Here is a 25480-nt window from a genome sequence, read left to right as displayed (position 1 = left end):
AGGACACCGGCGCGAACGCCGTCCGTCCCAACGCAAGTCACGTGCTACACCAGCCGCTGGCCGTCCGGGCCGAAATAGAGCGGGCTCTTCAAGAAAAGGCTGATCGGGTCGCCGGGGGACACCGCCATGTCGGGGTCGGCCAGCGTCACCAGCTTCTGCTCGCCGAGCTTGATGTGCAGGTGGTTCTGGTCGCCCAGATGCTCGATCCAGTCGACCCGCGCATTGCCGCCTTCCTGCCGCGCAATGGCGATGTGTTCGGTACGCGCGCCCACGGTCCTGGTCCCGGGGGGCACCGGCAGATCCGGCAGCAGGCCGACGGGAAGCAGATTGATGTGCGGCTGGCCGAGCCGGGCGGCGACGTGGAGATTGGCCGGGTCGGCATAGATCTCGCGCGGCGTGCCGATCTGCACCAGCCGGCCCTCGGCGAGGATGCCGATGCGGTCCGCCATGGTCATCGCCTCGATCTGGTCGTGGGTGACATAGAGCAGCGTTGCGCCGAGATCCTTCTGGATGCGCTTCAGTTCCAGCCGCAATTCGCCGCGCAGCTTGGCGTCGAGCGAGGAGAGCGGTTCGTCCATCAGATAGATGGAGGGCCGCCGCACCAGCGCCCGGCCGATGGCGACGCGTTGCATCTCGCCGCCCGACAGGCGGGTCGAGCGGTTTTCCAGCTTGTGGTCGATGCGCACCATCTTCGCCACTTCGCGCACCCGCGCATCGATGGTGGCGGCATTCATCCGCCTCGCCGGCGAGCGGAGCGGAAAAGCGAGATTCTCGTAGACGGTGAGATGCGGGTACAGCGAATATTGCTGAAAGACGAAGGCAATGTCGCGGCTTGCCGGGGCGAGCCCCGCCATGGGCCGCCCGCCAATGCTCACCGTGCCAGCATCCGGCGTCTCGATGCCGGCGATGAGGCGGAGCGTGGTGGTCTTCCCCGCGCCGGTGGGACCGAGAAGCACCACGAACTCGCCATCGGCAATATGCAGGTCGATGCCGTCGACGGCCCGCTTGGCGCCCGCTTTGCCGAAGCTCTTGGTGACGCCTTTGAGTGTCACGTCAGCCATGACGGGCCTCCCGATGAAGCGCACCCTCGTGCAGGGAAGAGGGGATCACCCGGCCGGAGCCGGCATCGAACAGCGACAGCCGCTCGCTCTTGAAGGTGAGGCCGACCGGCTCGCCGATGGCGTAGCTGTGCTCGGCCGGCAGGCGGGCGCGGACCAGCCCGCCCTGCGTCTCCACCGTGACGATCTGGTTGGTGCCGAGATATTCGCTGCCATAGATCGCCCCGCGCAGCGGCGAGGCGTCGGAAAAGCGCACATGCTCGGGCCGTACGCCCAGCGCCAGTGCGCCGGGGGCGACGTCGCGGCGAATCTCCGGCATGTCCACCTCCACCGTGCCGATCCGTGCCGTGCGCGCGCCCTTCGCCAGACCGGCCTGGAAGCGGATGAAGTTCATCGGCGGCGAGCCGATGAAGTCGGCGACATACATGGATGCGGGACGGTCGTAGATTTCCTGCGGCGTGCCGAACTGCTCGATGATGCCGTGGTTCATCACCGCGATCTTGTCGGCCATCGCCATGGCCTCGATCTGGTCATGGGTGACATAGACCGTGGTGGCGCGGATGCGGTTGTGCAGCTCGCGCAACTCGCGCACCATCACCTCGCGAAACTCGGCGTCGAGCGTGCCGAGCGGCTCGTCCATGAGGAAGCACATGGGCCGGCGCACGATGGCCCGGCCCAGCGCCACGCGCTGGCGATCGCCGCCGGCAAGGCCGGAAACCGGCCGGTCGAGGATGTGGTCGATCTGCAGCAGGCGCGCCGTCTCCTCCACCCGCGACCGGATCTCGCCCTTCGGCACGCCCTGGGCGAGCAGCGGGAAACCGATATTCTTGCGCACATTCATGTGCGGGTAGAGCGCGAAGAGCTGGAACACGAAGGCGATGTCGCGCTCGCTCGCCCGCTTGTAGGTCACGTCCTCGCCGCCGAGGCGGATGGTGCCGCCGGTCGGCAGCTCCAGCCCGGCGATCATGCGCAGCGTGGTGGTCTTGCCACAGCCGGAGGGGCCGAGAAGGGCAAGGAACTCGCCATCCTCGACGGTGAAGCTGGAATCCTGCACCGCGACGAAGTCACCGAAAGCTTTGCGCAGATGGTCGACCCTGATCTCGGCCATGGGCCTACTCCGGGAACTTGGACACGATCATGAACATGAACGTGCCGACGAGAAGGGTGATGAAGGAATAGGTGTAGAGCACCAGCAGGAAGGGCTGGAACAGCATGAGGAAGCCGAGCGCAATAACGCCGACGGCGAGCGCTTCCATCGGCCCGCGCCGCAGGAAGAACGGGCGGCGGGGCTTTACCGGGGCGAGGCTTTGTTCGCTCATTTGCGCACCGCCCCGAAGGTGATCCCGCGCAGCAGCTGTTTGCGCAGCAGGATGGTGAAGACGAGGATCGGCACCAGGAAGATGGTGGTGCCCGCAGCCACCGCCGGCCAGTCCTGCCCGCCCTCGCCGATGATGGTGGGGATGAAGGGCGGCGCCGTCTGGGCGCTACCGGAGGTGAGCAGCGAGGCGAAGGCGTATTCGTTCCAGGCGAAGATCAGGCAGAAGATCGCGGTCGCCGCGATTCCGGTGGTCGCCTGCGGCAGCACCACCTTGCGGAACGCCTGCAGGCGCGAATAGCCGTCTATCATCGCCGCTTCCTCATATTCGCGCGGAATCTCGTCGATGAAACCCTTGAGCAGCCACACGGCGAGCGAGACGTTCACCGCCGTGTAGAGCAGCATCATGCCGAGCGCCGTGTCGGAGAGGCCAAGCTGGCGGTACATCAGGTAGATCGGGATCGCGACGGCGATGGGCGGCATCATCCGGGTCGACAGGATGAAGAACAGCAGGTCGTCGGCCAGCGGCACCTTGAAGCGCGAGAAGCCATAGGCCGCCAGCGTGCCGAGGCCGACGGCGAGGAAGGTCGAGCCGAAGGCGATGATCAGCGAATTGGCGAAGCGCGGCAGGAAGTTGGACGCCCCAGCAATGACCATGTTGCGCTGGCGGGTCACCGCGTCGCACACCCCGTCCGGTGCCGGCAGCGAGGCGATGTATTCCGGCGTCTGCCGCGTGCGGGTGGTGAACAGGTTGCAGTAGCCTTCCAGCGAAGGCGTGAAGAGGATCTTCGGCGGGTAGGAGATCGAATCCGGCGGCGACTTGATCGAGGTGAGGAAGATCCACACCAGCGGGATCATGGTGATGATCGCGTAGACGATCACCAGCGTCGCGGCGATGCGCTTGGAGCGCGGGCTCGGCTCGACCACCGAATGGGCGGCGTTTACCGATGGGGTGATTTTGGCGGAGCTCATCGCTGCTTCACCCTGTTGAGCGCCTTGACGTAGATGTTGGCGAGGCCGAACACCGCGACGAACAGCACGATGGCAAAGGCCGAGGAGCGCCCGGTGGCCCAGGCCTCGAAGGCGTCCCGCTTCAGCGCGATGGAGGCGACCTCGGTGGTGGAGCCAGGCCCGCCGCCGGTGAGCAGGTTCACCATGTCGAACATCTTGAAGTTCTCGATGCCCCGGAACAGCACCGCCAGCATGATGAAGGGCAGCGCCATGGGCACGGTGATCGACCAGAACTGGCGCCAGTTCGACGCGCGGTCGACCTCGGCCGCCTCATAGATGTAGTCGGGAATGGAGCGCAGCCCGGCGAGGCAGATCAGCATCACATAGGGCGTCCACATCCAGGTATCGACGATGATGATCGCCCACGGCGCCAGCTTCACGCTGCCGAGCATCTGGATTTCGGAGGTCGGGATGCCGGAGAGGAAGGAGACGGCATAGGCGAACAGGCCGATCTGCGGCTCATAGAGGAAGCGCCAGAAATTGCCGACCACCGCCGGCGACAGCATCATCGGAATGAGGATGAGCGTCGTCCAGAAGGCGTGTCCGCGGAACTTGCGGTCGATCAGATAGGCGAGCGCGAAGCCGATCACCGTCTGCAGCAGGATGGTCCAGAAGACGAAATGCGCCGTGGTCTGCATCGACGCCCAGATATCGGGGTCGTTGAGCACGCGCGAATAGTTTCCCAGTCCGACATGCTTGACCTCGGCATTGGGCCGGTTGGCGCGGTAATTGGTGAAGGAGAGGTAGATCGCCCAGAACAGCGGGAAGATGTTGATCGCCAGCAGCAGGAGAATCGTCGGCGCGATGAACAGCCAGGCGATCGCCTTGTCGGAGAGCGCCCGCACCCTCACCACGAGGTGCTCCGGCGTCGCCTGCACGGCCGCATGGGCGGCCTTGTCGGCAAGGGAGTGGTTGGAAATGGTCACGGCCGCATCCGATGTGATCAGCGAGAGGAGCGACCCGGTCAGGTCTTTGATGCGACCGGGTCGCCGTCGGGAGGAAGCGGTCCTGCGTGTGAGGAACGCGCGGGGAACATTGGCGGCGGAGTCTGCGTCCTTCGAGGCCCGGCTGCGCCGGGCACCTCAGCATGACGAGGCATGCAAATTAGTACCTTCGTCATGCTGAGGAGCGGGGCGGTAACGCCCCGCGTCTCGAAGCACGCAGGCCCGGGCTGCTGCCCTCGGAGCGAGCGAGAGAGCCTCAGATCTTGCCGTCTTCCTTGAAGATCTCGGTCCAGTCCTTCTCCAGGCCGTCGAGCGCTTCCTTCGCTGTGCCCTTGCCGGCGATGACATAGTCATGCACCCGCTTCTGCATCGCCTGCAGCAGCTCGGCATAGGAGGGCTCGGCCCAGAAATCCTTCACGATCGCCATGGATTCCAGGAAGGCCGGGGCATAAGGCTGGCTGGACTTGAAGCCGGGCGCGTCGACCACTGCCTTCAGGCAGGAATAGCCGCCGAGCTGCCACCATTTGGCCTGTACGTCGGGCTGGGCGAACCATTTGATGTATTGCAGCGCCGCGTCGCGCTTGTCGGAATAGGACACGACCGAGATGCCCTGCCCGCCCAGCTGGGCGAAATGGTACTTCTCCGCCGGGTTGGGGAAGAAACCGATGCGGTCGCCGCCAACCTTCTCGTCCTTGTAGAGGCCGGGCCAGGTGAAGGCGAAGTTCATCTGCATCGCCACCTGGCCGGATTTGAAGGCGTCGGCCGCCTCGACCATGTAGACGTTGGAGGCGCCCGGCGGCGTGCAGCAATCATAGAGCGACTTGTAGAATTCGAGGCCCTTCACCGCGTCCGGCGAGTTCACATAGCCCTGCATGTCATAAGGCTTCTTGGGGTTCTCATACAGGAAGCCCCAGTCATACAGGACGTTGGTCACGCCCATGGTGATGCCTTCCGAGCCGCGCTCGGTGTAGATCGAAGCGCCATAGACGGTCTTGCCGTCGATCTGCCGCTTCTGGAAGAACTCGGCGATCTGCTTGAGCTGGTCATAGGTCTTGGGCGCGTCGAGGTCCCAGCCATACTTGGCCTTGAACTCCTTCTGGATCTCCGGGCGCTGGAACCAGTCCTTGCGGTAGGTCCAGCCCACCACGTCGCCCATCGCCGGCAGAGCCCAGTAGTTCGGCGTGTTCTTCGGCCATTCGGAATAGCCGACGACGGTCGCGGGAACGAAGTCATCCATCTTGATGCCTTCCTTCGCGAAGAAGTCGTTCAGCTTCACGTAGTGGCCGTTCTCGGCGGCGCCGCCCACCCACTGGCTGTCGCCGATGATGAGGTCGCACAGCTTGCCGCGCGAGTTGAGCTCGTTGAGGAAGCGGTCGGCATAGCTCGTCCACGGGACGAACTCGAACTTCATGTCGATGCCGGTTTTGGTGGTGAAATCCTTGGACAGTTCGACCAGCGCATTGGCCGGGTCCCAGGCCGCCCAGCACAGTGTGAGCTGCTCCGCCTTCGCCGCTTGCGGCGCGGACATTACCGCACAGACGGCCGTCGCCCCGAGAAGGGGTATCCACTTCTTCAGCATGCTCTCCTCCCAGAGAACGAAGGGCTTTTTGCCCTCTCGATGGCCTTACGCCGGCACGACCCGCACCGGTTCGATTTAGCTTTATGTTTAGTTATGTCTCATTTGCTCAACATGACAAGAGCAATTCGTTGCTGCAGTGCAACGGTGCGGGGAGACCGTCGGGAACGCCTGACGCACAGGCCGAAGAAGGGCGCGTTGGCCACCAGACGGCGCATCCCCGCGGTTCCGCCGACAGCTGTTTTAGCCGAGCTACCCACGCGGGCCGACAGCTGCGTGAACCGGCGCCGCTGGCATGCCAGGAATTCGCCGCAATTGCTGCATCGCACCTAAACGAAGGTTCGTTTCTTTCGTTTCTTGCGCTCTTGCGACCGATAATGGTTTCGTATAGCGTCCATATGAACATAAAAACGAAAGCATTCCTGCCATAAAGGAGTGCACCGGGAGACGCGCCTTGAACGCTCGCATTCTGGACGAGATTTACGACCTTGCGATCATCGGCGGGGGCGTGAATGGCTGCGGCATCGCCCGCGACGCCGCCGGCCGGGGCGCGTCGGTCGTGCTGCTCGAACAGGGTGACTTTGCCGGCGCAACATCCTCCGCCTCGACCAAGCTGATCCATGGCGGGCTGCGCTATCTCGAACAATATGAGTTCCGCCTCGTGCATGAGGCACTTGCCGAGCGGGAAGTGCTGTGGGCCATCGCCCCGCACATCATCCGCCCGCTGCGCTTCGTGCTGCCGCACCACGCCGGGCTGCGCCCCGCCTGGCTGCTGCGGCTCGGCCTGTTCCTCTATGACCATCTCGGCGGCCGCAAGCGCCTGCCCGCCACCCGCTCGCTGGACCTGACGCGCGACCCCGCGGGCCGGCCGCTGCGCGAGGGCTTTCGCCGTGCCTTCGAATATTCCGACTGCTGGGTGGAGGACAGCCGCCTCGTCGTGCTGAACGCCCTTGATGCCGCCGAGCGCGGTGCCGACATCCGCCGTGGCGCGCGCGTCATCTCGGCGAGCCGCGAGCCGGAATTCTGGCGCATCGCGTTCGAGGAGGACGGCGCCCGCCGCACGGTCAATGCCCGCGTGCTGGTCAATGCCGCCGGCCCGTGGGTGCACGAGGTGCTGGCGCATGTGCTGCGCGCCAATTCGCCCGCCAATGTCCGCCTGGTGCAGGGCAGCCACATCGTCGTGCCCCGGCTCTACGAGCATGACCGCGCCTATATCTTCCAGAACGCCGATGGCCGCATCATCTTCGCCATCCCCTATGAGCAGGACTTCACGCTCATCGGCACCACCGACCGGGATTTCGGCCGCACGCCCACCAAGCCGGTCGCGAGCGAGGAGGAGATCGCCTATCTCTGCGCCGCCGCCAGCGAGTATTTCCGCCAGCCGGTGACGCCTGGCGACGTGGTGTGGACTTATTCCGGCGTGCGCCCGCTTTATGATGACGGCGCCTCCAAGGCGCAAGAAGCCACCCGCGACTACGTGCTGGAAATGGACGACGCCGACGGGCGCGTGCCTGCCCTCTCGGTGTTCGGCGGCAAGATCACCACCTATCGCCGCCTTGCCGAGCACGCCATGCAGAAACTCGCCCCCTATCTCCCCGGCGCCTCGAAAGCTTCGTGGACCGGCACGGCGCCGCTTCCCGGCGGCGATTTCGCGGTGACCGACCAGCCGCGCGTGGTCGCCCAGTTACTGCGGGCCCATCCCTGGCTGGAGGAGCGCCTCGCCCGCCGGCTGGTCGTCGCCTATGGCACGCGCGCCATGCGCATTCTCGACGGCGCCCGCTCGGCGCACGATCTCGGCCGCGTTTTCGGCGCCGACCTTACCGAGGCGGAGGTGCGCTATCTGATGCGGGAGGAATGGGCCCGCACCGCCGAGGATGTGCTCTGGCGCCGCTCCAAGCTCGGCCTGCGCTTCACGCCCGAACAGACAAGTGCGCTCGACGCCTTCATGGCCGAGACTGCGGCGCACGGCGCGGCACCGGCCGCGCTGCGGGGAGCGGCGCAATGAGCCTGGAACTCGATCACGTCTCGCGCAGCGTTCACGGCGTCCCCTTCATCAGCGACGTGTCGCTCCGGCTGGAGCGCGGCAGCCTGAACGTGCTGCTCGGCGCCACCCTCGCCGGCAAGACCAGCCTGATGCGGCTGATGGCCGGGCTCGACGCCCCGACGTCCGGCCATGTGCGCATGGAAGGGCGCGACGTCACCGGCCTCCCGGTGAAGAAGCGCAGCGTCGCGATGGTCTACCAGCAGTTCATCAACTACCCCTCGCTGACCGTCTACGAGAACATCGCCTCGCCGCTGCGCGTCGCCGGGCTGCCGCGCGCGGAGATCGAGGCGCGCGTCGTCTCCGCAGCGAAGCTGCTGAAGCTCGACCCCTATCTCCAGCGCACCCCGCTGGCGCTGTCGGGCGGCCAGCAGCAGCGCACCGCCATCGCCCGCGCGCTGGTGAAGCGCGCCGACTTGGTGCTGCTCGACGAGCCGCTGGCCAATCTCGACTACAAGCTGCGCGAAGAGCTGCGCGAGGAACTGCCGCGCATTTTCGCCTCCACCGGCGCGGTGTTCGTCTATGCCACCACCGAGCCGACCGAGGCACTGCTGCTCGGCGGCCAGACCGCCACGCTGCTGGAGGGCCGCGTCACCCAGTTCGGCCCGACCGCCGAGGTCTATCGCCGGCCGGACAACCTTGCCACGGCCCGCGTCTTCTCCGACCCGCCGCTCAACGCGCTGCGCGTCACCAAGCAGGGCCAAACGGTGCTGCTGGACAACGGCACCGTGCTGCCGGCAAGCGGGGCGCTCGCCGCCGTGCCGGGCGGCGTCTACACGATCGGGGTGCGCGCGCACCATCTGGAGGTGGAAGACATCGCCACCGCCGAGCGCGCGGCCAAGGGCGACGGCCTCATCCGCCTCGGCGCCACCATCGCCGTGACCGAGGTCACCGGCTCGGAGAGCTTCCTGCACATGGACATGGGCCGGGAACGCCTCACCGCGCTGGTGGGCGGCGTGCGGCGGCTGGAGCCTGGCGCGCCGGTCGAGGTGCTGATCGACCCCCGCCACATTCTGCTGTTCGACGTCGACGGACGGCGCGTTTCGCCGGTCCGCGACGCGGCGGCGGCCTGAGGGAGAGCACCATGGCCAGCATCACGCTCGACGGTCTCGCCCATGCCTACCGGCCCGACCCGCGTGGCCCGCAGGATTATGCGCTCAAGGAGATCAACCATGTCTGGCGGCAGGGCGGGGCCTATGCGCTGCTCGGCCCGTCCGGCTGCGGCAAGACCACGCTGCTCAACATCATCTCCGGCCTGGTCATCCCGACGCGCGGCCGCATCCTGTTCGACGACCGCGATGTCACGAGGCTGCCCACCGAGGCGCGCAACATCGCGCAGGTGTTCCAGTTCCCGGTCGTCTACGACACCATGACGGTGCGCGAGAACCTCGCCTTCCCGCTGAAGAACCGGAAGATGCCGCGCGAGGACATCGCACGCCGCGTCGAGCAGATCGCCAGCCGGCTCGACCTGACCTCGGTGCTCGACCGCAAGGCCTCGAACCTTACCGCCGATGCCAAGCAGAAGATCTCGCTCGGGCGCGGGCTGGTGCGCGAGGATGTCGCCGCCATCCTGTTCGACGAGCCGCTGACCGTCATCGACCCGCATCTGAAATGGCAGCTGCGCTCATCGCTGAAGGAACTGCACCGGGCGCTGGATCTCACCATGATCTATGTGACGCACGACCAGACCGAGGCGCTGACCTTCGCCGACACGGTGGTGGTGATGCATGACGGCGCCGTGGTGCAGACCGGCACGCCGGAAGAGCTGTTCGAGCGCCCGGCCCACACATTTGTCGGCCACTTCATCGGCTCGCCGGGCATGAATGTTTTGCCGGCAAAGGTGGAAGGGCGCGCCGCCCATATCGGTGACGTCGCCATCGCGCTCGACCGCTTCTATCCGGCCCTGCCGAAGGGCGGGCGCATCGAGCTCGGCGTGCGCCCGGAATTCGCGACGCTCGCAGTGCCCGGCACCGGACTGCCGGTGAAGGTGACGCGCATCGAGGATATCGGCCGCGCCCGCATCGCCCGCATCGAAATCGCCGGCAACCCGGCCGCCGCCATGGTGCCGGAAGCCCTGTCGCTCGACGGCGACCAGGCCGGCTTGCTGCTCGATCCCCGGCAAATCCACATCTATGCCGATGGCGTGCTGGTGCCCGGCGAAGCCGCCGGCCGCGAGGGAGTCGTTTGATGGACAAGCCCGTCAACAACCGCGCCTGGCTGCTGGTCGCACCGGTTTTCCTCATCGTCGCCTTTTCGGCCATCGTCCCGATCATGACGGTGGTGAACTATTCGGTTCAGGATACCTTCGGAAACAACCAGTTCTTCTGGAACGGGCTCGGCTGGTTCCAGGAACTGCTTGATCCCTCCACCGAACTCGGCGGTCGCTTCCTCGACGCGCTGTGGCGCAACCTTTTGTTCTCCGGGATCATCCTCGCCATCGAGGTGCCGCTGGGCATCCTGGTCGCGCTGTCCATGCCGCGCGAGGGCTGGAAGGTCGCCGCCACGCTGGTGCTGATGGCGCTGCCGCTGCTCATTCCATGGAACGTGGTGGGCACCATCTGGCAGGTGTTCGCCCGCGCCGATATCGGCCTCGGCGGCTGGGCGATCAACGCCCTCGGCATCGACTACAATTACACCGGAGACCCGCTGGCAGCGTGGATCACCATCGTGGTGATGGATGTCTGGCACTGGACCAGCCTCGTGGCGCTGCTGTGCTATGCCGGGCTCAAGTCGATCCCCGATGCCTATTACCAGGCGGCGCGCATCGACGGTGCTTCGCGCTGGGCGATCTTCACCACCATCCAGCTGCCGAAGATGAAGCGGGTGCTGCTGATCGCCGTGCTGCTGCGCTTCATGGACAGCTTCATGATCTACACCGAGCCCTTCGTGCTCACCGGCGGCGGCCCCGGCAATGCGACGACCTTCCTCTCCATCGACCTCGTGAAGATCGCGCTGGGCCAGTTCGATCTCGGCAAGGCGGCGGCGATGAGCCTGGTCTACAATCTCATCGTGCTGGCGCTGTGCTGGGTCTTCTATACCGTGATGACCAATGCCGGCATCGAGCGCCGGCAGGAGGAGACCCCGGCATGAGTTCCTCGTCGCAGCCCTCCTCCCGTGCCGGCGCCTTCGTGATGGTGCTGTACCTGGCGTTCCTGATCCTGCCGATCTACTGGCTCGTCAATATGAGCCTGAAAACCAATTTCGAGATCAACACGACGGTCACGCTGTGGCCGCGCGAGATCACCTTCGAGCACTACATCAAGATCTTCACCGATTCGAGCTGGTACTCCGGCTACATCAACTCGCTCACCTATGTGGCGCTGAACACCCTCATCTCGATCACGCTGGCGCTGCCGGCGGCCTACGCCTTCTCGCGCTACAGCTTCGTGGGCGAGAAGCACTTGTTCTTCTGGCTGCTGTCGAACCGCATGGCACCCCCCGCCGTTTTCGCCCTGCCCTTCTTCAACCTCTACTCGGCCATCGGCCTGTTCGACACGCCCTGGGCCGTGGCGCTGGCGCACTGCCTGTTCAACGTGCCCCTCGCCGTGTGGATTCTCGAAGGCTTCATGTCCGGCGTGCCGCGCGAGATCGACGAGACGGCGGCCATTGATGGCTATTCCTTCCCGCGCTTCTTCATCAAGATCTTCATGCCGCTCATCGCCAGCGGCATTGGCGTCGCCGCCTTCTTCTGCTTCATGTTTTCCTGGGTGGAACTCCTGCTGGCGCGCACCCTCACCGCCACCAATGCCAAGCCGATCGCGGTGACGATGACCCGCACCGTCTCCGCCGCCGGCATGGACTGGGGCCTGCTGGCCGCTGCCGGCGTGCTCACCATCATTCCGGGCGCGCTGGTGATCTGGTTCGTGCGCAACTACATCGCCAAGGGCTTCGCCCTGGGGAGGGTGTAATGGCTGAAATGTCCTTGGCTGTCGCCGACGTCAAGCTTTGGGCCGCGACGATCATCTCGGCGTTGGAGAGGTCTGGCATCGCGACGGTTCCGCTTATCCAGCCGTATTATCACACCGCTATCGGTAACATCTTCGACCTCACTAAAGATGCGGAATGGGGCGTGGGCGACGTTGTCGACGACATTGCGGATCTGCGGAGCGAGATCGCCAGCTACACTGCCAATGAAGGCATGGTGCTCTGGCACGCACTGGAGCATCTGCAGGGAGTTCTAGGCCTCCTTGTCCATGCGGCGGAAGCAACCGGCACAGTCGCTTTCCTCGATAACGGTGGGGAGGCATGACATGGAAAACTTTGCCGAGAACACCGCCTGGATGGCGTGGACCTGGCCGACGGCGGCGTTCTTCGCCGTCATCGTCGGCCTGCTCGCGCTCTTCACCGTGCTGGCCCTGTGGCGGCCCGAGCGGGCCCGCGTCGGCGTGCTCGGCATCCCGACCACGCGCGGCGACCGGCTGTTCATCACGCTGCTCGGCAGCGCCTTCATCAATCTCGCCTGGCTCGCCCTGGCGGGACCCAATCTCGGCTGGGCGCTCGCGCTCTGCCTTGTCTACGCGCTGGCGGTTTTCCGCCTCGTGTGAATTCGCCTAAGCGGCATCAAGCCGCGGAATTCTGGGAAGAAACGGGAGGAAAGACCCATGTTGCCGTCAAAGAGCCGTGGCCGGCTTCTGCTGGCCGCCAGCGCCCTGGCGCTGATCGCCTTCGCCGCCCCGGTAAGGGCCGACGAGGCTGCCGCGAAGAAGTGGATCGACAGCGGCGAGTTTGAGCCGTCGACGCTGACGAAGGAAGAGCAGCTCAAGGAGCTGGAATGGTTCATCAAGGCGGCTGAACCGTTCAAGGGGATGGAGATCAACGTCGTCTCCGAGACCCTGACCACGCATGAATATGAATCCAAGACGCTCGCCAAGGCCTTCTCCGAGATCACCGGGATCAAGCTCACCCATGATCTGATCCAGGAAGGCGACGTGGTCGAGAAGATCCAGACCCAGATGCAGTCGGGCCGTAACATCTATGATGCGTGGGTGAACGATTCCGACCTGATCGGCACGCATTTCCGCTACAAGCAGGCGGTGCCGCTGACCGACTGGATGGCCGGCGAGGGCAAGGACGTCACCTCCCCGACGCTCGACCTGCAGGATTTCATCGGGCTCTCCTTCACGACCGCGCCCGACAAGAAGCTCTACCAGCTCCCCGACCAGCAGTTCGCCAACCTCTACTGGTTCCGCTATGACTGGTTCACCAACCCCGACTACAAGGCCAGGTTCAAGGCCAAGTATGGCTACGATCTCGGCGTGCCGGTCAATTGGTCGGCCTATGAGGACATTGCCGAGTTCTTCACCAACGACGTGAAGGAGGTCGACGGCGTGAAGGTCTATGGCAACATGGACTACGGCAAGAAGGACCCCTCGCTCGGCTGGCGCTTCACCGATGCCTGGCTCTCCATGGCCGGCAATGGCGACAAGGGCCTGCCCAACGGCCTGCCGGTCGACGAATGGGGCATCCGCATGGAAGGCTGCCGCCCGGTCGGCTCGTCGGTCGAGCGCGGCGGCGACACCAACGGCCCGGCGGCGGTCTATTCCATCGTCAAATACATCGAGTGGCTGAAGAAATACACGCCGTCCCAGGCCGCCGGCATGACCTTCTCCGAGGCCGGCCCGGTGCCCGCCCAGGGCGCCATCGCCCAGCAGATGTTCTGGTACACCGCCTTCACCGCCGACATGGTGAAGCCCGGCCTGCCGGTGATGAACGCCGACGGCACGCCGAAATGGCGCATGGCCCCCTCGCCCAAGGGCGCCTACTGGAAGGACGGCATGAAGCTCGGCTACCAGGATGTCGGTTCCTGGACCCTGCTGAAGTCCACCCCGGTGGAGCGTCGCAAGGCGGCCTGGCTCTACGCCCAGTTCGTCACCTCCAAGACCGTGTCGCTGAAGAAGAGCGATGTCGGCCTGACCTTCATCCGCGAGAGCGATATCTGGTCGCAGCACATGACCGAGCGCGCGCCCAAGCTCGGCGGCCTGATCGAGTTCTACCGCTCGCCGGCCCGCGTGCAATGGTCGCCGACCGGCTCGAACGTGCCGGACTACCCCAAGCTGGCGCAGCTCTGGTGGCAGAACATCGGCGACGCCTCCTCCGGCGCCAAGACCCCGCAGGCGGCGATGGACTCACTCGCCGCGGCGCAGGATTCGGTGATGGAGCGCCTCGAAAAGTCCGGCGTGCAGGGCGAGTGCGGCCCCAAGCTCAACAAGAAGGAAAGCATGGCCTATTGGGTCGAGCAGGCCAAGAAAAACGGCACCCTCGCCCCCCAGCCCAAGCTCGCCAACGAAAAGCCAAAGGGCGAGACAATCGACTACGACACCCTCATCAAGTCTTGGCCCGCAACCCCGCCCACCAAAAACTGAGCGACGCCTGACCCTGATGCCGGGGCAAGGAGCCACATAGTCGGCTCCGCCCCGGCAAATCGTCCCGGACGACGGCCGTCCGGGACGATCTTCATCCGTCATGCCGCCACCCCGTCGGCATCCCTCGCTCGACACGGACACTCATCCCGGACGGGCCCAACCTTTCCGGGATGACGCCTTTTCGCGGAGCGCCACGTGACGACCCATCTTCTCGCCATCGACCAGGGCACCACCTCCTCGCGCGCCATCCTGTTCCGGCCCGACACCTCGATCGCGGCGCAGGCGCAACAGGAGTTCCCGCAGCACTTTCCGGCCTCCGGCTGGGTGGAGCATGAAGCCGAGGACCTCTGGCGGACGACGCTCGCCACCTGCCGCGCGGTCATGGAACAGGCCGGGTTGCGGGCCGCCGACATCGCCGCCATCGGCATCACCAACCAGCGCGAGACCACCGTGGTGTGGGACCGCAAGACCGGCGCGGCCATCCACCGCGCCATTGTCTGGCAGGACCGGCGTACCGCCGATCTTTGCGCCCGGCTGCGCGCGGAAGGGCATGAGCCGCTAGTCAGCGAGCGCACGGGACTAATCCTCGACCCGTATTTTTCCGGCACCAAGATCGGCTGGATCCTCGACCACGTCCCGGGCGCGCGCGCCCGCGCCGAGCGCGGCGAGCTCGCCTTCGGCACGGTGGACAGCTGGCTGCTGTGGAAGCTCACCGGCGGCGCGGTGCACGCCACCGATGCCACCAATGCCGCCCGCACGCTGCTGTTCAACATCCACACCGGCGCCTGGGACGACGACCTGCTCGCTCTCCTGCGGGTGCCGCGCTCCATGCTGCCGGAAGTGCGCGATTGCGCTGCCGCTTTCGGCACCACGCTCCCCGAAATGTTCGGCGGCGCCATCGCCATTGGCGGCATCGCCGGCGACCAGCAGGCGGCCACCGTCGGGCAGGCCTGCTTCCAGCCCGGCATGATCAAGTCGACCTACGGCACCGGCTGCTTCGCGTTGCTCAACACCGGGCCGACCGCAGTCGCCTCGCAGAACCGGCTGCTCACCACCATCGCCTACCAGCTCGGGGGCAAGCGCACCTATGCGCTGGAGGGCTCGATCTTCGTCGCCGGGGCGGCGGTGCAGTGGCTGCGCGACGGGCTCGGCATCATCCGGAACTCGGCCGAGAGCGAGGCGCTGGCCGAAGCGGCCGATCCGGCCCAGCAGGTCTACCTCGTTCCCGCCTTTGTCGGGCTCGGCGCGCCGCACTGGAACCCGGATGTGCGCGGCGCCATGTTCGGCCTCACCCGCAATTCTGGCCCGGCGGAGTTCGCGCTCGCCGCGCTGGAGAGCGTCTGCTATCAGACCGCCGACCTGATCGAGGCGATGAATGCCGACTGGGCGCGCTCGGGCGCCGCGGGCCACCGAAAGCCGGTGCTGCGCGTCGATGGCGGCATGGTGGCCTCGAACTTCGCCATGCAGCGCCTCTCCGACCTGCTCGCCGCCCCGGTCGACCGGCCGGTGATCCGCGAGACGACGGCGCTGGGCGCGGCCTATCTGGCCGGCTACCAGGCCGGCATCATGCCGGCGCCGGGGCGCTTCGCCGATTCCTGGCGGCTCGACCACCGCTTCGATCCCACCATGGCGGCGGAAACGCGCGAGACCAAGCTCGCCGGCTGGCGCGACGCGGTGCGCCGGCTGACGATGCCCTGACCCGGCGCGTTCAGCGCCGGCGTTCGAGCGTGGCGAAGAACAGCACGGTGAGGCCGAGCACGATCAGCAGCAGCACGAAGGCGGCGGCGGCGCCCTCATTTAGGTGCAGGCCGAGAAAGGCTCGGCGATAGGCGAAGAAGCTCAGCACCTCGGTGGAATTGCCCGGCCCGCCCTTGGTGAGGATATAGGGCAGGTCGTAGGTGCGGAATTCGTTGATCAGCTGGATGATCACCGCGATCGCCGCCACCGGGCGCAGCATCGGCAGGGTGATGTACCAGAATTGCTGGAGCGGCGAGGCCCCGTCCACCTCCGCCGCCTCATAGGGGTCGCGCGGTAGCGAGGCGAGGCCGGCGGCGAGGATCAGTATGACGAAGGAGGTCTGCTGCCAGATGTCGATCGCCGCCATGGTCCACAGCGCGAAATCGGCATCGCCGAGCCAGTCGACGCGCGGCAGGCCGAGGCTCTCCAGCAGCTGGTTGGCGATGCCGAGATTGGGCTGCAGCAGCATGCGCCAGATCAGCGCCACGCTCACCGGCGACATCGCCATGGGAATGGTGAGAATGGCGAAATAGACCGGCTTCATCGTCACCACACGGTTCAGCATCAGCGCGACGCCAAGCCCCAGCACGAACTCGCCGGCCACCGTGACGACGGAATATTTGATGGTCAGCCACAGCGCGTCCCAGAACAGCGGGTCGCTCATCACGGCGGCAAAGTTCTTCACCCCGACGAAGGGCTGCAGCATCGGCTTCAGCAGGGTCAGCGACGAGACCGAGATCAGCGCCGCATAGACCAGCGGCAGGCCCATGACGATGGCGAGGGTGATGAGCCCCGGTGCCGCGAAGGCCCAGCCGGTGCGCCAGTCCCGATCCGCCAGTGCCGCAAAGCGCATGCGCGTCGTCCGTCCTGTTCCGAGCATTTTCGGGTAGAAAGGGACCGGCGCGCCAGCCGACGAGGGGGAAGGCTGGCGCGCCGTATGGCCGGGCTCTCTCCGGGGCTCACGGAGCGAGCCCGGCCGATGGGGTTAGATAGCGCGGTTACTTGGCGACGTTACTTGGCGAGAAGCTGGGTCAGGCCGTCGGCCGCCGCCTTCAACGCGTCCTCCGGCTTGGCCTGCCCGCCGGCGGCGAGCGAGAGCTGGGCGCCCAGCACGTCCTCGTACTGCGCCGAATAGGCGAAGATCGGGAACGACTTGCCGGAGGCGACGACATCGAGGCCGGTCTTATAGAAGGGGTACTTCTTCAGCACCGCCGCGTCCTCGAACACGTCCGAGCGCACCGGCGCGTGGCCTTCCATGGCGCGGGCAACCGAGATCTTCTTGCCCTGCACCCATTCGATGAACTTCCAGGCGGCGGCCTTGGAGTCATCCGAGGTGTTCTTCGGGATGCCCCAGCCCCAGCCGCCGCTCTCGCCATGGCCGCCGGGCATGACGGAAAGCGCCAGCTTGCCGGCGACCTTCGGGCACTTCTCGGCATTGTCGAGCTGCGGCAGCATCCACCAATAGGTGACCATGCTGAACGCCTCGCCGGCGCACATCAGCCGCATCGTGTCGTCGAGCGTGGCGGAGAGGGCGCCCTGCTGCGCGCCCTTCTGCACGTTCTCGGCATAGGCCTTCAGCGCGGTGAGACCCTGCGGGCTGTTCAGCACCACCTTGCGGTCGGCATCGAGATAGGCGCCGCCGGCGGAGAACAGGTAGTTGGAGAATTCCATCGCGTTCGGGTCGCCGCGCTGGCCCTGCATGGCGGCGCCGACGACGGAGGTGTTCGCCTTGAAGAAGGCTGCGAGCGCGACATACTCGGCCAGCGAGGTCGGCAGGGCGAGATCCTTGCCGGTCTTTGCCTTGTAATCCGCCTTGATCTTGGGGTCGTTCACCAGGTCGGTGCGGTAGATCAGGCCCATGGAGTAATTGTACATGGGCAGGATCGGCGTCGCGTCCTTGGTCTGGCCGAGCAGTTCCAGCATGGACGGGATGAACGGCTTCAGGTCGAAACCGGTCTTGGCGATGTAGGGGTTGAGGTCTTCCAGCCAGCCGGCGGCGGGGAATTCGCCCGCCCACAGGAAGTCGACTTCCAGCAGGTTGTAATAGCTCTCCGGCGAGACCAGCTGCGCCACCAGCTTGTCGTGCATGTCGCCATAGCCGATCTTCTCGAACTCGACCTTGATGCCGGTTTCCTTCTCGAATTCCGGCAGCAGCTTCTCGATGATCTGCGTCTCCGGCACGTCTTCCATCAGGGCGCGCAGGGTGACGTTCTGGGCATGGGCGGGGCCGGCCGCCGCAAGCAGTGTGGCGCCGAGCAGCGCCGCCTTGAGGCTACACTTAAACTGCATCTCGTTCTCCTGTTCCTCTGGAACGGGCTTTGCCCGCCTTGTTGGCGCACGCCCGAACGGACGCGGCGGAAAGAGCTGTCACTTCACGCTGCCGAAGGTCAGCCCCTGGACGATGAAGCGCTGGATGAAGCGCGAGGCGATCACCAGCGGCAGCACCGCCAGCACGACGCCGGCGGAGACCTTGGCGATCTGCACGCCGTTCGAGGTCTGTAGCGAGGCCAGCGCCACCGGCACGGTCGCGGTCTGTGGACCGCTCAGCACCAGCGCGAACAGGAACTCGTTCCAGGTGAGGATGAAGCCGAGCACGCCGGCCGCCGCGATGCCGGGCAGCGAGACCGGCAGCACGATGCGCCAGAACGCGCCCCAGGCCGTGGCGCCGTCCGTCTGCGCCGCCCATTCGAGATCGACCGGAATACCCTCGAAGAACCCCATCAGGATCCAGATCAGGAACGGCAGGTTCACCGCCGCATAGACGATGATGAGGCCGGTGAGCGAATTGGTGAGGCCGACCGTGCGCAGAAGCGCGAAGGCCGGCAGCACGATCGCCACCGGCGGCAGCATCTGGGTCGCCAGCACGGCGAAGCGCCCGGCGCGCCCGCTGGTCTTGAAGCGGGCAAAGGCATAGCCGGTCATCGCCGCGAAGGGCAGCGACACCACGACGGAGCCGACCGCGACGATCAGGCTGTTGAGATAGGACTGGCCGTAGCGGGTGGAGGTAAACAGAGCGACGTAATTGTCGAGCGTCACCGCCGGCATCAGCTCCGGGGAATAGGACAGGTGCTCGGGCAGCAGGCTGGTGCGAATGACCCAGAGCAGGGGCACGAGGATGACGGCGCAGGCGAAGAGAAGGCCCAGATGAAGTCCGATGCGCCGCATGTGCCCCCTCCCCTCAGTTGCTCACGAGGCGGAGGCTGGGGCGGGGGAAGGCCCGCGTCGTCTCCGGATCGAACAGGTGCATGGGGCGCGGGTCGAGATAGAGCGGCACGCGGGCGCCCACCGGCGCGGTGAAGTGGCGCGACAGGCGGGCGGAGATTTCCTGCGGCTTTGACGTTTCCGTGCCCACGCCGTTTCCGAGCTGGCCGACCAGAATGTTCTCGACGCCCAGCGATTCCATCGCCACCACCGTGACCTCGATGCGCGCGAAGCCCGGCTGCGGCGCCTCGTGCAGGTCCTCCGGGCGCAGGCCGAAGATCACCTCGCGCCCGGCGAGGCCCGCATAGGCGGCGCGGTGCATCTGCGGCACGTCAAGGCTGAAGCCCTCGCCGCTCACTACCAGCCCGTCGCCCTGCCCGGAAAGGCGGGCGGGGACGAGGTTCATCGGCGGGGTGGCGAGGAAGCGCGCGACGAAGGTGTCGACCGGGTCGGCATAGACATCGAGCGGCTTACCGACCTGTATCATGCGGCCCTCGCGCATGATGCAGATCCGGTCGCCCATGGTCATCGCCTCGACCTGGTCATGGGTGACATGGACGATGGTGCGGCCCAGCCGGCGGTGCAGCTTGACGAGTTCCAGCCGCATCTCCGCGCGAAGCTGCGCGTCGAGATTGGACAGCGGCTCGTCGAGCAGGAAGGCGACGGGATCACGCACGATGGCGCGCCCCAGCGCCACGCGCTGGCGCTGGCCGCCCGAGAGCGCCGCCGGCTTGCGGTCGAGATAGGGGGTAAGGCCGAGCAGGCCGGCCGCCTCGCGGATCTTCTCGTCGATGACGGAGCGGGCGACGCCGCGCATCTTCAGGCCGAAGCCCATATTGTCGCGCACGCTCATATGCGGGTAGAGCGCGTAGGACTGGAACACCACCGCGATGTTGCGGTCGCGCGGGGCGACATTGTTCACGCTGCGCCCGCCAATGCGCAGATCGCCCGAGGTGATGCCCTCCAGCCCGGCAATCATGCGCAGCGTCGTCGACTTGCCGCAGCCCGAGGGGCCGAGGAAGATCACGAACTCGCCCTCTCCGATCGACAGGTCGACGTCACGCACGCCATAGGCGCCGTTGGCGTAGAGCTTGGAGACATGATCGAGCTCGATCGACGACATCAGCGATCCTCTGCCCGGGACGGAAGGACACGGGCGCGCGGGACGCCTGGGAGGACACAGTCCAACCCGGCGCACCGAAGGTGCAACGAGTGTAGGCGCACAAAATCAAACATCGCAAGCCTTAATTCCAACGCCGTCTCCGACGGCCCGGGACCGTTCGCACAGCCCCGGCTCACGTCGTGTAGACACCGCCGGTGACATTGACCCCCTGCCCAGTCATGAAGCGCGCCTGCTCGGAGGCCAGGAAGACGACGACATCCGCCACGTCCTCCGGCACTTCCAGCCGGCCGAGCGGGGTCTGGGAAATGTAGTCCTCGATCACCCGCTCGGGGGTCACGCCGCGCAGCGACGCCTCCCAGGCGACCTCGCGCGACTGCATGCTGGTCGCCACGAAACCGGGACAGACGGCGTTGACGCGGATGCCGTGAGCGGCGAGTTCGCGGGCCAGCGCCTGCGTCCAGCCGAGCACGGCGAATTTCGAAGCCGAGTAATGCGCCAGCAGCGGCGCACCAACCTTGGCGGCAAGCGAGGCGGTGTTGACGATGCAGCCCCGGCCCTGCGCCACGAAGTGCCGGGCGGCGATCTGGTTGGTGAGGAACACGCCGCGCGTGTTGACGTCGAAGTTGAAGTCCCACTCCTCGTCGGTCAGCTCCAGCGCCGCGCGCATGGTGGAGACGCCGGCATTGGCGACCAGCAGGTCGCAGCCGCCGAGTTGCTCCAGAACCTGCGCGAAGGCGGCTTCCACCGAGCCCCGCACGCGTACGTCGATCTCCACCGCCACGCCGCCACCGAGCTCCGCCGCCGTCGCCTGCGCCGCCGCGAGGTTGATGTCGCCCAGCGCCACATGCACGCCCTGCCGCAGCAGCGCCGCCGCGATCGCCCGCCCGATACCGGCCGCCGCCCCGGTGACGAAGGCGAAGCGGCCCTGCAGCTCGGGATAGACGGGAATGGGCGCGGTCGTCGGAATCATGCAGGTCTCCTCATGTTCGCCCATGAGGATATCCGAACATCATCACACATCAAGAGCAATCTTGTGTTTGATCTTGTTCGTTTGATCCGCTAGACAGGAGGGACCGACCGGCTGCGAATCCGTCCTTGTGACGGAACCGCGATCAGGCAGGGTGGAGCGATGGCCCAAGACGTGTCTTTCCGTGAGAACCCCGTGGCCGAGCCGCCCGCCGGCGAGGACCGCCAACGCCTGCTCTCGCATGAGCGCCACGCCCGCATTCTCGACCAGCTGGCTCTGTCCGGGTCGATCGGCGTCGCCGCCATCGCCGCCGAACTCGGCGTCTCCGACATGACCATCCGCCGCGATCTTCTGGAGCTGGAGCGCGAAGGCCGGCTGGTGCGCGTGCATGGCGGGGCGATGCTCGCCGAGGCGCCGACCAGCGTTGCCATGGACAGCGAGGAGCCGCGCTTCGACGCCCGCCTGCGCCGGGGCAGCGAGGCCAAGGCGGCCATCGCCGCCTGCGCCGCCGGCATCATTGCCAGCCACCGCACTGCCGCCATCGATGTCGGCACCACCACCTATCTGATGGCCGGGCATCTGCGCGAGGCCAGCCATCTCAAGATCTTCACCAACAGCCTGCGCGTCTCCACCCATCTCGATGGCGGCGCGCCGGAGGTCTATGTGGCCGGCGGGCGCGTGCGTCCCGAAGAGATGTCCGTCTGGGGCCCCACCGCCATCGCCCAGTTCGAGAAGCTGTGGTTCGACGTGGCGGTGCTCGGCACGTCAGGCATCACGGCGGAAGGCTTCTTCGATTATTCCTTCGAGGACACCGATATGAAGCGCGTCTATCTGCGCCGGTCGGGTTTCAAGATCCTGCTGTGCGACAGCGCCAAGTTCCAGCGCATGTCGCTCGTCCAGGTCGGCACGCTGGCCGACATCAATTTGCTCGTCACCGACGCCGAGCCGCCCTCGCGCATTGCCGCCGCGCTCGCCGCGGCGCGTGTCGAAGTGCGCATCGCGCCGCCCGCCGCCGGACATTGAGGCGCCCCGCGCCGCGTCCCTCTAAGGAGTAGTTGGAATGGTTTTCGAGTGTTTCGGCGACAAGAAGAAGGTCGTCATCGCCATGGCCCATATCGGTGCCCTGCCGGGCGCGCCGCTCTATGATGCCGATGGCGGCCTCGACAAGCTAATCGAGGGCGTGCTCGCCGATGTCGAGAAGCTGCAGGCCGGCGGCGTCGACGCCATCATGTTCGGCAATGAGAATGACCGCCCCTATGTCTTCAAGGGCTCGCCCGCCTCCATCGCCGCCATGTCGGCCATCGTGCAGGCGGTGAAGCCGAGCCTGAAGGTGCCGTTCGGCGTGAACTATCTCTGGGACCCCGTCGCCACCGTCGCCATCGGCGCCGTCAGCGGGGCCTCTTTCGTGCGCGAAATCTTCACCGGCCTGTTCGCCTCCGACATGGGCCTGTGGGAGCCGAACTGCGCCGAGGCGGCGCGGCTGCGCCACGACCTGAAACGCGACGACATGAAGATGCTCTTCAACATCAATGCCGAGTTCGCCCATTCGCTCGACCAGCGGCCGATCGAGCTGCGGGCCAAGAGCGCGGTGTTCTCTTCCATCGCCGACGCCATTCTCGTCTCCGGCCCGATCACCGGCCAGCCGGCGGACCAGTCGCACCTGAAGAAGGTTGCCGAGACGGTGACGGACGTGCCGATCTTCGCCAATACCGGCGTCAACATCGACAACATCCGCGACATCTTCTCGGTCGCCTCCGGCGTCGTCATCGGCACCCATTTCAAGGTCGACGGCAACACCTGGAACGCGGTCGAGGCGGCGCGCGTGTCGCGCTTCATGGATGTGGTCAACTCCATCCGCTGATCGCGCGCCGTCCTCCCGGACCGGCCGCCGGTCGGCGTCGGGAGCGCGGCCCGCGTGACGCTCAGTACACGATCCCGGCGCGGTGGCCTTGCCGCCGTCCGGGATCACGTGTTTCTCGGCTGCACTGGCCCACCGACCCAAGAGGCTCCCCATGAAGAGCTGCGTTCTCGGCCTCGATATCGGCACCACCTCCACCATCGGCCTGCTGCTGCGGCTGCCGGGGGAGATTCTGGGCGTCGCCTCGCGGCCGGTCACGCTGACCTCGAAGCATGCCGGCTGGGCGGAGGAGGATCCGGGTGAGTGGTGGGAGAATGTGTGTGCTCTCACCCACGAACTGATCGACCGGGCCGGCATCGATCCGGGCGAGATCGCCGCCATCGGCGTCACCGGCATGCTGCCGGCCGTCGTGCTGCTTGACGACGCGGGCCAGTTGCTGCGCCCCTCCATCCAGCAGAGCGACGGGCGCTGCGGGGCGGAAGTCGCGGAACTGCGGGCCGAGCGCGAGGAGGCCGCCTTCATCGCCAAGGCCGGCAACGGCATCAACCAGCAGCTCGTAACCGCCAAGCTGCGCTGGATCGCCCGCCACGAGCCGGAGGTGTTCGCCCGCATCGCCACCGTGTTCGGCTCCTATGATTATGTGAACTGGCGCCTCACCGGCGAGCGTGCGGTGGAGCAGAACTGGGCGCTGGAAGCCGGCTTCGTCGACGTCTCCCGTCACGCCATTGACGACGATCTTGTCGCCTGGGCGCGCATCCCGCGCGAGGCGGTGCCGCGCAAGACCGCCTCGCATGAGGTGATGGGCCGCGTGTCGCCGGAGGGCGCCGCGCAGACCGGCCTTGCCGCCGGCACCCCCGTCATTGGCGGGGCCGCCGACATGATCGCCTCGGCACTCGGTGCCGGCGTCACGCAGCGCGGCGACATCCTGTTGAAATTCGGCGGCGCCATCGACGTGCTGGTGGCCACCGACCAGGTGAAGCCGGATCCGCGGCTCTATCTGGACTACCACCTCATCCCCGGCCTCTATATGCCCAATGGGTGCATGGCCACCGGCGGCTCCGGCCTCAACTGGTTCGTGCGCAATTTCGCCGGCGGCGAGGCGGCGGCTGCGGAGCGCGCCGGGCTCAGCCTGCACCAGCACCTCGACATTCTCGCCGCCGACCGCCCGGCGGGTGCCGACGGGTTGACCGTGCTGCCCTATTTCCTCGGCGAGAAGACGCCGATCCACGACCCGGCGGCGCGCGGGGTGGTCGACGGGCTCACCCTCTCGCACGATATCGGCCATGTCTGGCGGGCGTTGCTGGAAGGCTATGCCTATGCCTGCGCCCACCATGTCGAAGTGCTGCGCGACATGGGCCACGAGGCCGGCCGCGTGCTGGTTTCCGATGGCGGCTCCACCTCGCGGATGTGGATGCAGATCGTCGCCGACGTGCTGCAGCAACCCCTGCACCGGCTGAAGGGGCACCCCGGCTCCTCGCTCGGCGCGGCGTGGACGGCGGCGGTCGGCATCGGCGCGGCGACGTGGAGCGGCATTTCCCGCTTCGTCGAGCAGGACGAGGCTCTGCAGCCGAACCCCGCCTCTGCCGCCACCTACGCCGCCGGCTATGCCCGCTACCGCGATCTCTACGCCCGCCTCAGCGCGAGGACGCCGTGAGCGCCGCCCTGAAGGCCGTGGCCTGGGACATTGACGGCACGCTGATCGACAGCGAGCCGCTGCACCACCGCGCCCTTATTGCCGCGTCCCGCACGTTCGGTGCCGACCTCTCCGACCTGCCGGATCAGGCCTTTCGCGGCATCCATATGGGCGATGTCTGGAAGCGGGTGCTGCCCCGCATGCCGGCCGGCACCGCCGAGGCGGAGTGGGCGTCGCGCATCAACGCGCATTATGTCGACAACCGCGACAGCCTCATCGCCCTGCCCGGCGCCGTCGCCACCATAACGGCGCTGGCCGCGCGCGGCGTGGTGCAGGCCTGCGTTTCCAATTCCAGCCGCTCGGTGGTGGACGCCAATATCGCCGCGCTGGGCATCGCCGATGTCCTCGCCTTCTCGATCAGCCTCGACGATGTCGTCAAGGGTAAGCCGGACCCGGAGCCCTATCGGCGGGCCTGCGAACGGCTCTGCCTGCCGCCCGAACAGGTCGTTGCGGTGGAGGACAGCCATTCCGGCGCGCTCTCCGCGCGCGCGGCCGGGCTCTATGTCGTCGGCTACACGCCGAGTGGTGGCGGCTTCGACCAGGTCGACCTCGAGATCGACCGGCTGGAAAGCCTGCTGGCGCTGTTTTCGTGAA

At 66.6% G+C, this 25480-nt stretch carries 24 protein-coding genes; 13 read left to right on the top strand and 11 right to left on the bottom strand.

Going from position 1 to position 25480, the window contains the following annotated elements; genetic code table 11:
- Positions 1-44: 44 nt before the first annotated feature.
- The 6 genes from ACQY76_RS08365 to ACQY76_RS08340 form a co-directional block, all read right to left on the bottom strand.
- On the bottom strand, positions 45-1061 hold the full coding sequence (locus tag ACQY76_RS08365; protein WP_428032418.1) for an ABC transporter ATP-binding protein: 1017 nt from the start codon (positions 1059-1061) through the stop codon (positions 45-47).
- Positions 1054-2166: an ABC transporter ATP-binding protein gene (locus tag ACQY76_RS08360; protein WP_428032417.1), complete on the bottom strand. Its 1113-nt coding sequence runs from the start codon at positions 2164-2166 to the stop codon at positions 1054-1056. The genes ACQY76_RS08365 and ACQY76_RS08360 overlap by 8 nt, the downstream gene beginning before the upstream one ends.
- Before the next feature lie 4 nt (positions 2167-2170).
- Positions 2171-2377 (bottom strand): hypothetical protein, encoded by a 207-nt coding sequence (locus tag ACQY76_RS08355; protein ID WP_428032416.1) that lies wholly within the window; start codon positions 2375-2377, stop codon positions 2171-2173.
- Positions 2374-3345, bottom strand: a complete 972-nt coding sequence (locus tag ACQY76_RS08350; protein WP_428032415.1) for a carbohydrate ABC transporter permease — start codon at positions 3343-3345, stop codon at positions 2374-2376. Before ACQY76_RS08350 ends, ACQY76_RS08355 begins: the two co-directional genes overlap by 4 nt.
- Positions 3342-4310 carry a carbohydrate ABC transporter permease gene (locus ACQY76_RS08345; protein WP_428032414.1) on the bottom strand — a complete coding sequence of 323 codons (969 nt, stop codon included), beginning with the start codon at positions 4308-4310 and terminating at the stop codon, positions 3342-3344. The genes ACQY76_RS08350 and ACQY76_RS08345 overlap by 4 nt, the downstream gene beginning before the upstream one ends.
- Positions 4311-4584: 274 nt before the next feature.
- Positions 4585-5907: an ABC transporter substrate-binding protein gene (locus tag ACQY76_RS08340; RefSeq protein ID WP_428032413.1), complete on the bottom strand. Its 1323-nt coding sequence runs from the start codon at positions 5905-5907 to the stop codon at positions 4585-4587.
- Positions 5908-6358: 451 nt separating this feature from the next.
- Between ACQY76_RS08340 and glpD the strand changes: the two genes are divergently transcribed.
- The 9 genes from glpD (at position 6359) to glpK (ending at position 16005) form a co-directional block, all read left to right on the top strand.
- Positions 6359-7909, top strand: coding sequence for a glycerol-3-phosphate dehydrogenase (gene glpD, locus ACQY76_RS08335; RefSeq protein WP_428032412.1), 1551 nt, complete (start codon positions 6359-6361; stop codon positions 7907-7909).
- On the top strand, positions 7906-9018 hold the full coding sequence (locus ACQY76_RS08330; protein ID WP_428032411.1) for an ABC transporter ATP-binding protein: 1113 nt from the start codon (positions 7906-7908) through the stop codon (positions 9016-9018). The genes glpD and ACQY76_RS08330 overlap by 4 nt, the downstream gene beginning before the upstream one ends.
- A gap of 11 nt (positions 9019-9029) precedes the next feature.
- A complete protein-coding gene (locus tag ACQY76_RS08325) occupies positions 9030-10133 on the top strand; it encodes an ABC transporter ATP-binding protein (protein ID WP_428032410.1) in 1104 nt (367 codons plus the stop codon).
- Positions 10133-11035 carry a carbohydrate ABC transporter permease gene (locus tag ACQY76_RS08320; protein WP_428032409.1) on the top strand — a complete coding sequence of 301 codons (903 nt, stop codon included), beginning with the start codon at positions 10133-10135 and terminating at the stop codon, positions 11033-11035. Before ACQY76_RS08325 ends, ACQY76_RS08320 begins: the two co-directional genes overlap by 1 nt.
- Complete coding sequence (locus ACQY76_RS08315) at positions 11032-11853, top strand: carbohydrate ABC transporter permease (protein ID WP_428032408.1); 822 nt, start codon at positions 11032-11034, stop codon at positions 11851-11853. The genes ACQY76_RS08320 and ACQY76_RS08315 overlap by 4 nt, the downstream gene beginning before the upstream one ends.
- On the top strand, positions 11853-12194 hold the full coding sequence (locus ACQY76_RS08310) for a hypothetical protein (RefSeq protein ID WP_428032407.1): 342 nt from the start codon (positions 11853-11855) through the stop codon (positions 12192-12194). Before ACQY76_RS08315 ends, ACQY76_RS08310 begins: the two co-directional genes overlap by 1 nt.
- A gap of 1 nt (position 12195) precedes the next feature.
- Positions 12196-12489: a DUF2160 domain-containing protein gene (locus ACQY76_RS08305; RefSeq protein ID WP_428032406.1), complete on the top strand. Its 294-nt coding sequence runs from the start codon at positions 12196-12198 to the stop codon at positions 12487-12489.
- Positions 12490-12546: 57 nt separating this feature from the next.
- On the top strand, positions 12547-14307 hold the full coding sequence (locus ACQY76_RS08300; RefSeq protein WP_428032405.1) for an ABC transporter substrate-binding protein: 1761 nt from the start codon (positions 12547-12549) through the stop codon (positions 14305-14307).
- 195 nt (positions 14308-14502) lie between these two features.
- Positions 14503-16005 carry a glycerol kinase GlpK gene (gene glpK / locus ACQY76_RS08295; RefSeq protein ID WP_428032404.1) on the top strand — a complete coding sequence of 501 codons (1503 nt, stop codon included), beginning with the start codon at positions 14503-14505 and terminating at the stop codon, positions 16003-16005.
- A 10-nt stretch (positions 16006-16015) separates the two neighbouring features.
- On the opposite strand, the gene ACQY76_RS08290 is transcribed toward glpK, so the two are convergent.
- The 5 genes from ACQY76_RS08290 to ACQY76_RS08270 all read right to left on the bottom strand — a co-directional run bounded on the left by ACQY76_RS08290 (position 16016) and on the right by ACQY76_RS08270 (position 21338).
- Complete coding sequence (locus ACQY76_RS08290; protein WP_428032403.1) at positions 16016-16897, bottom strand: carbohydrate ABC transporter permease; 882 nt, start codon at positions 16895-16897, stop codon at positions 16016-16018.
- Positions 16898-17055: 158 nt separating this feature from the next.
- Positions 17056-18333, bottom strand: a complete 1278-nt coding sequence (locus tag ACQY76_RS08285) for an extracellular solute-binding protein (RefSeq protein WP_428032402.1) — start codon at positions 18331-18333, stop codon at positions 17056-17058.
- 78 nt (positions 18334-18411) lie between these two features.
- On the bottom strand, positions 18412-19209 hold the full coding sequence (locus ACQY76_RS08280) for a carbohydrate ABC transporter permease (RefSeq protein WP_428032401.1): 798 nt from the start codon (positions 19207-19209) through the stop codon (positions 18412-18414).
- Between the two features lie 13 nt (positions 19210-19222).
- Positions 19223-20368, bottom strand: a complete 1146-nt coding sequence (locus ACQY76_RS08275; protein WP_428032400.1) for an ABC transporter ATP-binding protein — start codon at positions 20366-20368, stop codon at positions 19223-19225.
- Between the two features lie 172 nt (positions 20369-20540).
- Positions 20541-21338, bottom strand: coding sequence for an SDR family NAD(P)-dependent oxidoreductase (locus ACQY76_RS08270; protein ID WP_428032399.1), 798 nt, complete (start codon positions 21336-21338; stop codon positions 20541-20543).
- Between the two features lie 159 nt (positions 21339-21497).
- On the opposite strand from ACQY76_RS08270, the gene ACQY76_RS08265 reads away from it, so the two are divergent.
- From ACQY76_RS08265 to ACQY76_RS08250, 4 genes are all read left to right on the top strand, one after another.
- Positions 21498-22358, top strand: a complete 861-nt coding sequence (locus ACQY76_RS08265) for a DeoR/GlpR family DNA-binding transcription regulator (protein WP_428032398.1) — start codon at positions 21498-21500, stop codon at positions 22356-22358.
- A gap of 37 nt (positions 22359-22395) precedes the next feature.
- Positions 22396-23196 carry a BtpA/SgcQ family protein gene (locus tag ACQY76_RS08260; RefSeq protein WP_428032397.1) on the top strand — a complete coding sequence of 267 codons (801 nt, stop codon included), beginning with the start codon at positions 22396-22398 and terminating at the stop codon, positions 23194-23196.
- 151 nt (positions 23197-23347) lie between these two features.
- On the top strand, positions 23348-24847 hold the full coding sequence (locus ACQY76_RS08255; protein WP_428032396.1) for an FGGY-family carbohydrate kinase: 1500 nt from the start codon (positions 23348-23350) through the stop codon (positions 24845-24847).
- Entirely contained in the window at positions 24844-25479 is a 636-nt protein-coding gene (locus ACQY76_RS08250) for an HAD family hydrolase (RefSeq protein WP_428032395.1), read from the top strand. The genes ACQY76_RS08255 and ACQY76_RS08250 overlap by 4 nt, the downstream gene beginning before the upstream one ends.
- Position 25480 lies beyond the last annotated feature (1 nt).

Source organism: Ancylobacter sp., assembly GCF_965279025.1.
Classification (GTDB): Bacteria; Pseudomonadota; Alphaproteobacteria; order Rhizobiales; family Xanthobacteraceae; genus Ancylobacter.
This window is presented reverse-complemented; position numbering and strand designations above follow the sequence as displayed.

Excerpts from the sequence above, each read along its gene's own strand:
- ACQY76_RS08355 (WP_428032416.1), bottom strand. The coding sequence starts at position 2,377 with ATGAGCGAACAAAGCCTCGCCCCGGTAAAGCCCCGCCGCCCGTTCTTC.
- ACQY76_RS08300 (WP_428032405.1), top strand. The coding sequence starts at position 12,547 with ATGTTGCCGTCAAAGAGCCGTGGCCGGCTTCTGCTGGCCGCCAGCGCC.
- ACQY76_RS08275 (WP_428032400.1), bottom strand. The coding sequence starts at position 20,368 with ATGTCGTCGATCGAGCTCGATCATGTCTCCAAGCTCTACGCCAACGGC.
- ACQY76_RS08255 (WP_428032396.1), top strand. The coding sequence starts at position 23,348 with ATGAAGAGCTGCGTTCTCGGCCTCGATATCGGCACCACCTCCACCATC.
- ACQY76_RS08315 (WP_428032408.1), top strand. The coding sequence starts at position 11,032 with ATGAGTTCCTCGTCGCAGCCCTCCTCCCGTGCCGGCGCCTTCGTGATG.
- ACQY76_RS08320 (WP_428032409.1), top strand. The coding sequence starts at position 10,133 with ATGGACAAGCCCGTCAACAACCGCGCCTGGCTGCTGGTCGCACCGGTT.
- ACQY76_RS08270 (WP_428032399.1), bottom strand. The coding sequence starts at position 21,338 with ATGATTCCGACGACCGCGCCCATTCCCGTCTATCCCGAGCTGCAGGGC.
- ACQY76_RS08265 (WP_428032398.1), top strand. The coding sequence starts at position 21,498 with ATGGCCCAAGACGTGTCTTTCCGTGAGAACCCCGTGGCCGAGCCGCCC.
- ACQY76_RS08285 (WP_428032402.1), bottom strand. The coding sequence starts at position 18,333 with ATGCAGTTTAAGTGTAGCCTCAAGGCGGCGCTGCTCGGCGCCACACTG.
- ACQY76_RS08310 (WP_428032407.1), top strand. The coding sequence starts at position 11,853 with ATGGCTGAAATGTCCTTGGCTGTCGCCGACGTCAAGCTTTGGGCCGCG.
- ACQY76_RS08260 (WP_428032397.1), top strand. The coding sequence starts at position 22,396 with ATGGTTTTCGAGTGTTTCGGCGACAAGAAGAAGGTCGTCATCGCCATG.
- ACQY76_RS08350 (WP_428032415.1), bottom strand. The coding sequence starts at position 3,345 with ATGAGCTCCGCCAAAATCACCCCATCGGTAAACGCCGCCCATTCGGTG.
- ACQY76_RS08340 (WP_428032413.1), bottom strand. The coding sequence starts at position 5,907 with ATGCTGAAGAAGTGGATACCCCTTCTCGGGGCGACGGCCGTCTGTGCG.
- ACQY76_RS08305 (WP_428032406.1), top strand. The coding sequence starts at position 12,196 with ATGGAAAACTTTGCCGAGAACACCGCCTGGATGGCGTGGACCTGGCCG.
- ACQY76_RS08360 (WP_428032417.1), bottom strand. The coding sequence starts at position 2,166 with ATGGCCGAGATCAGGGTCGACCATCTGCGCAAAGCTTTCGGTGACTTC.
- ACQY76_RS08280 (WP_428032401.1), bottom strand. The coding sequence starts at position 19,209 with ATGCGGCGCATCGGACTTCATCTGGGCCTTCTCTTCGCCTGCGCCGTC.
- ACQY76_RS08365 (WP_428032418.1), bottom strand. The coding sequence starts at position 1,061 with ATGGCTGACGTGACACTCAAAGGCGTCACCAAGAGCTTCGGCAAAGCG.
- ACQY76_RS08330 (WP_428032411.1), top strand. The coding sequence starts at position 7,906 with ATGAGCCTGGAACTCGATCACGTCTCGCGCAGCGTTCACGGCGTCCCC.
- ACQY76_RS08325 (WP_428032410.1), top strand. The coding sequence starts at position 9,030 with ATGGCCAGCATCACGCTCGACGGTCTCGCCCATGCCTACCGGCCCGAC.
- ACQY76_RS08290 (WP_428032403.1), bottom strand. The coding sequence starts at position 16,897 with ATGCGCTTTGCGGCACTGGCGGATCGGGACTGGCGCACCGGCTGGGCC.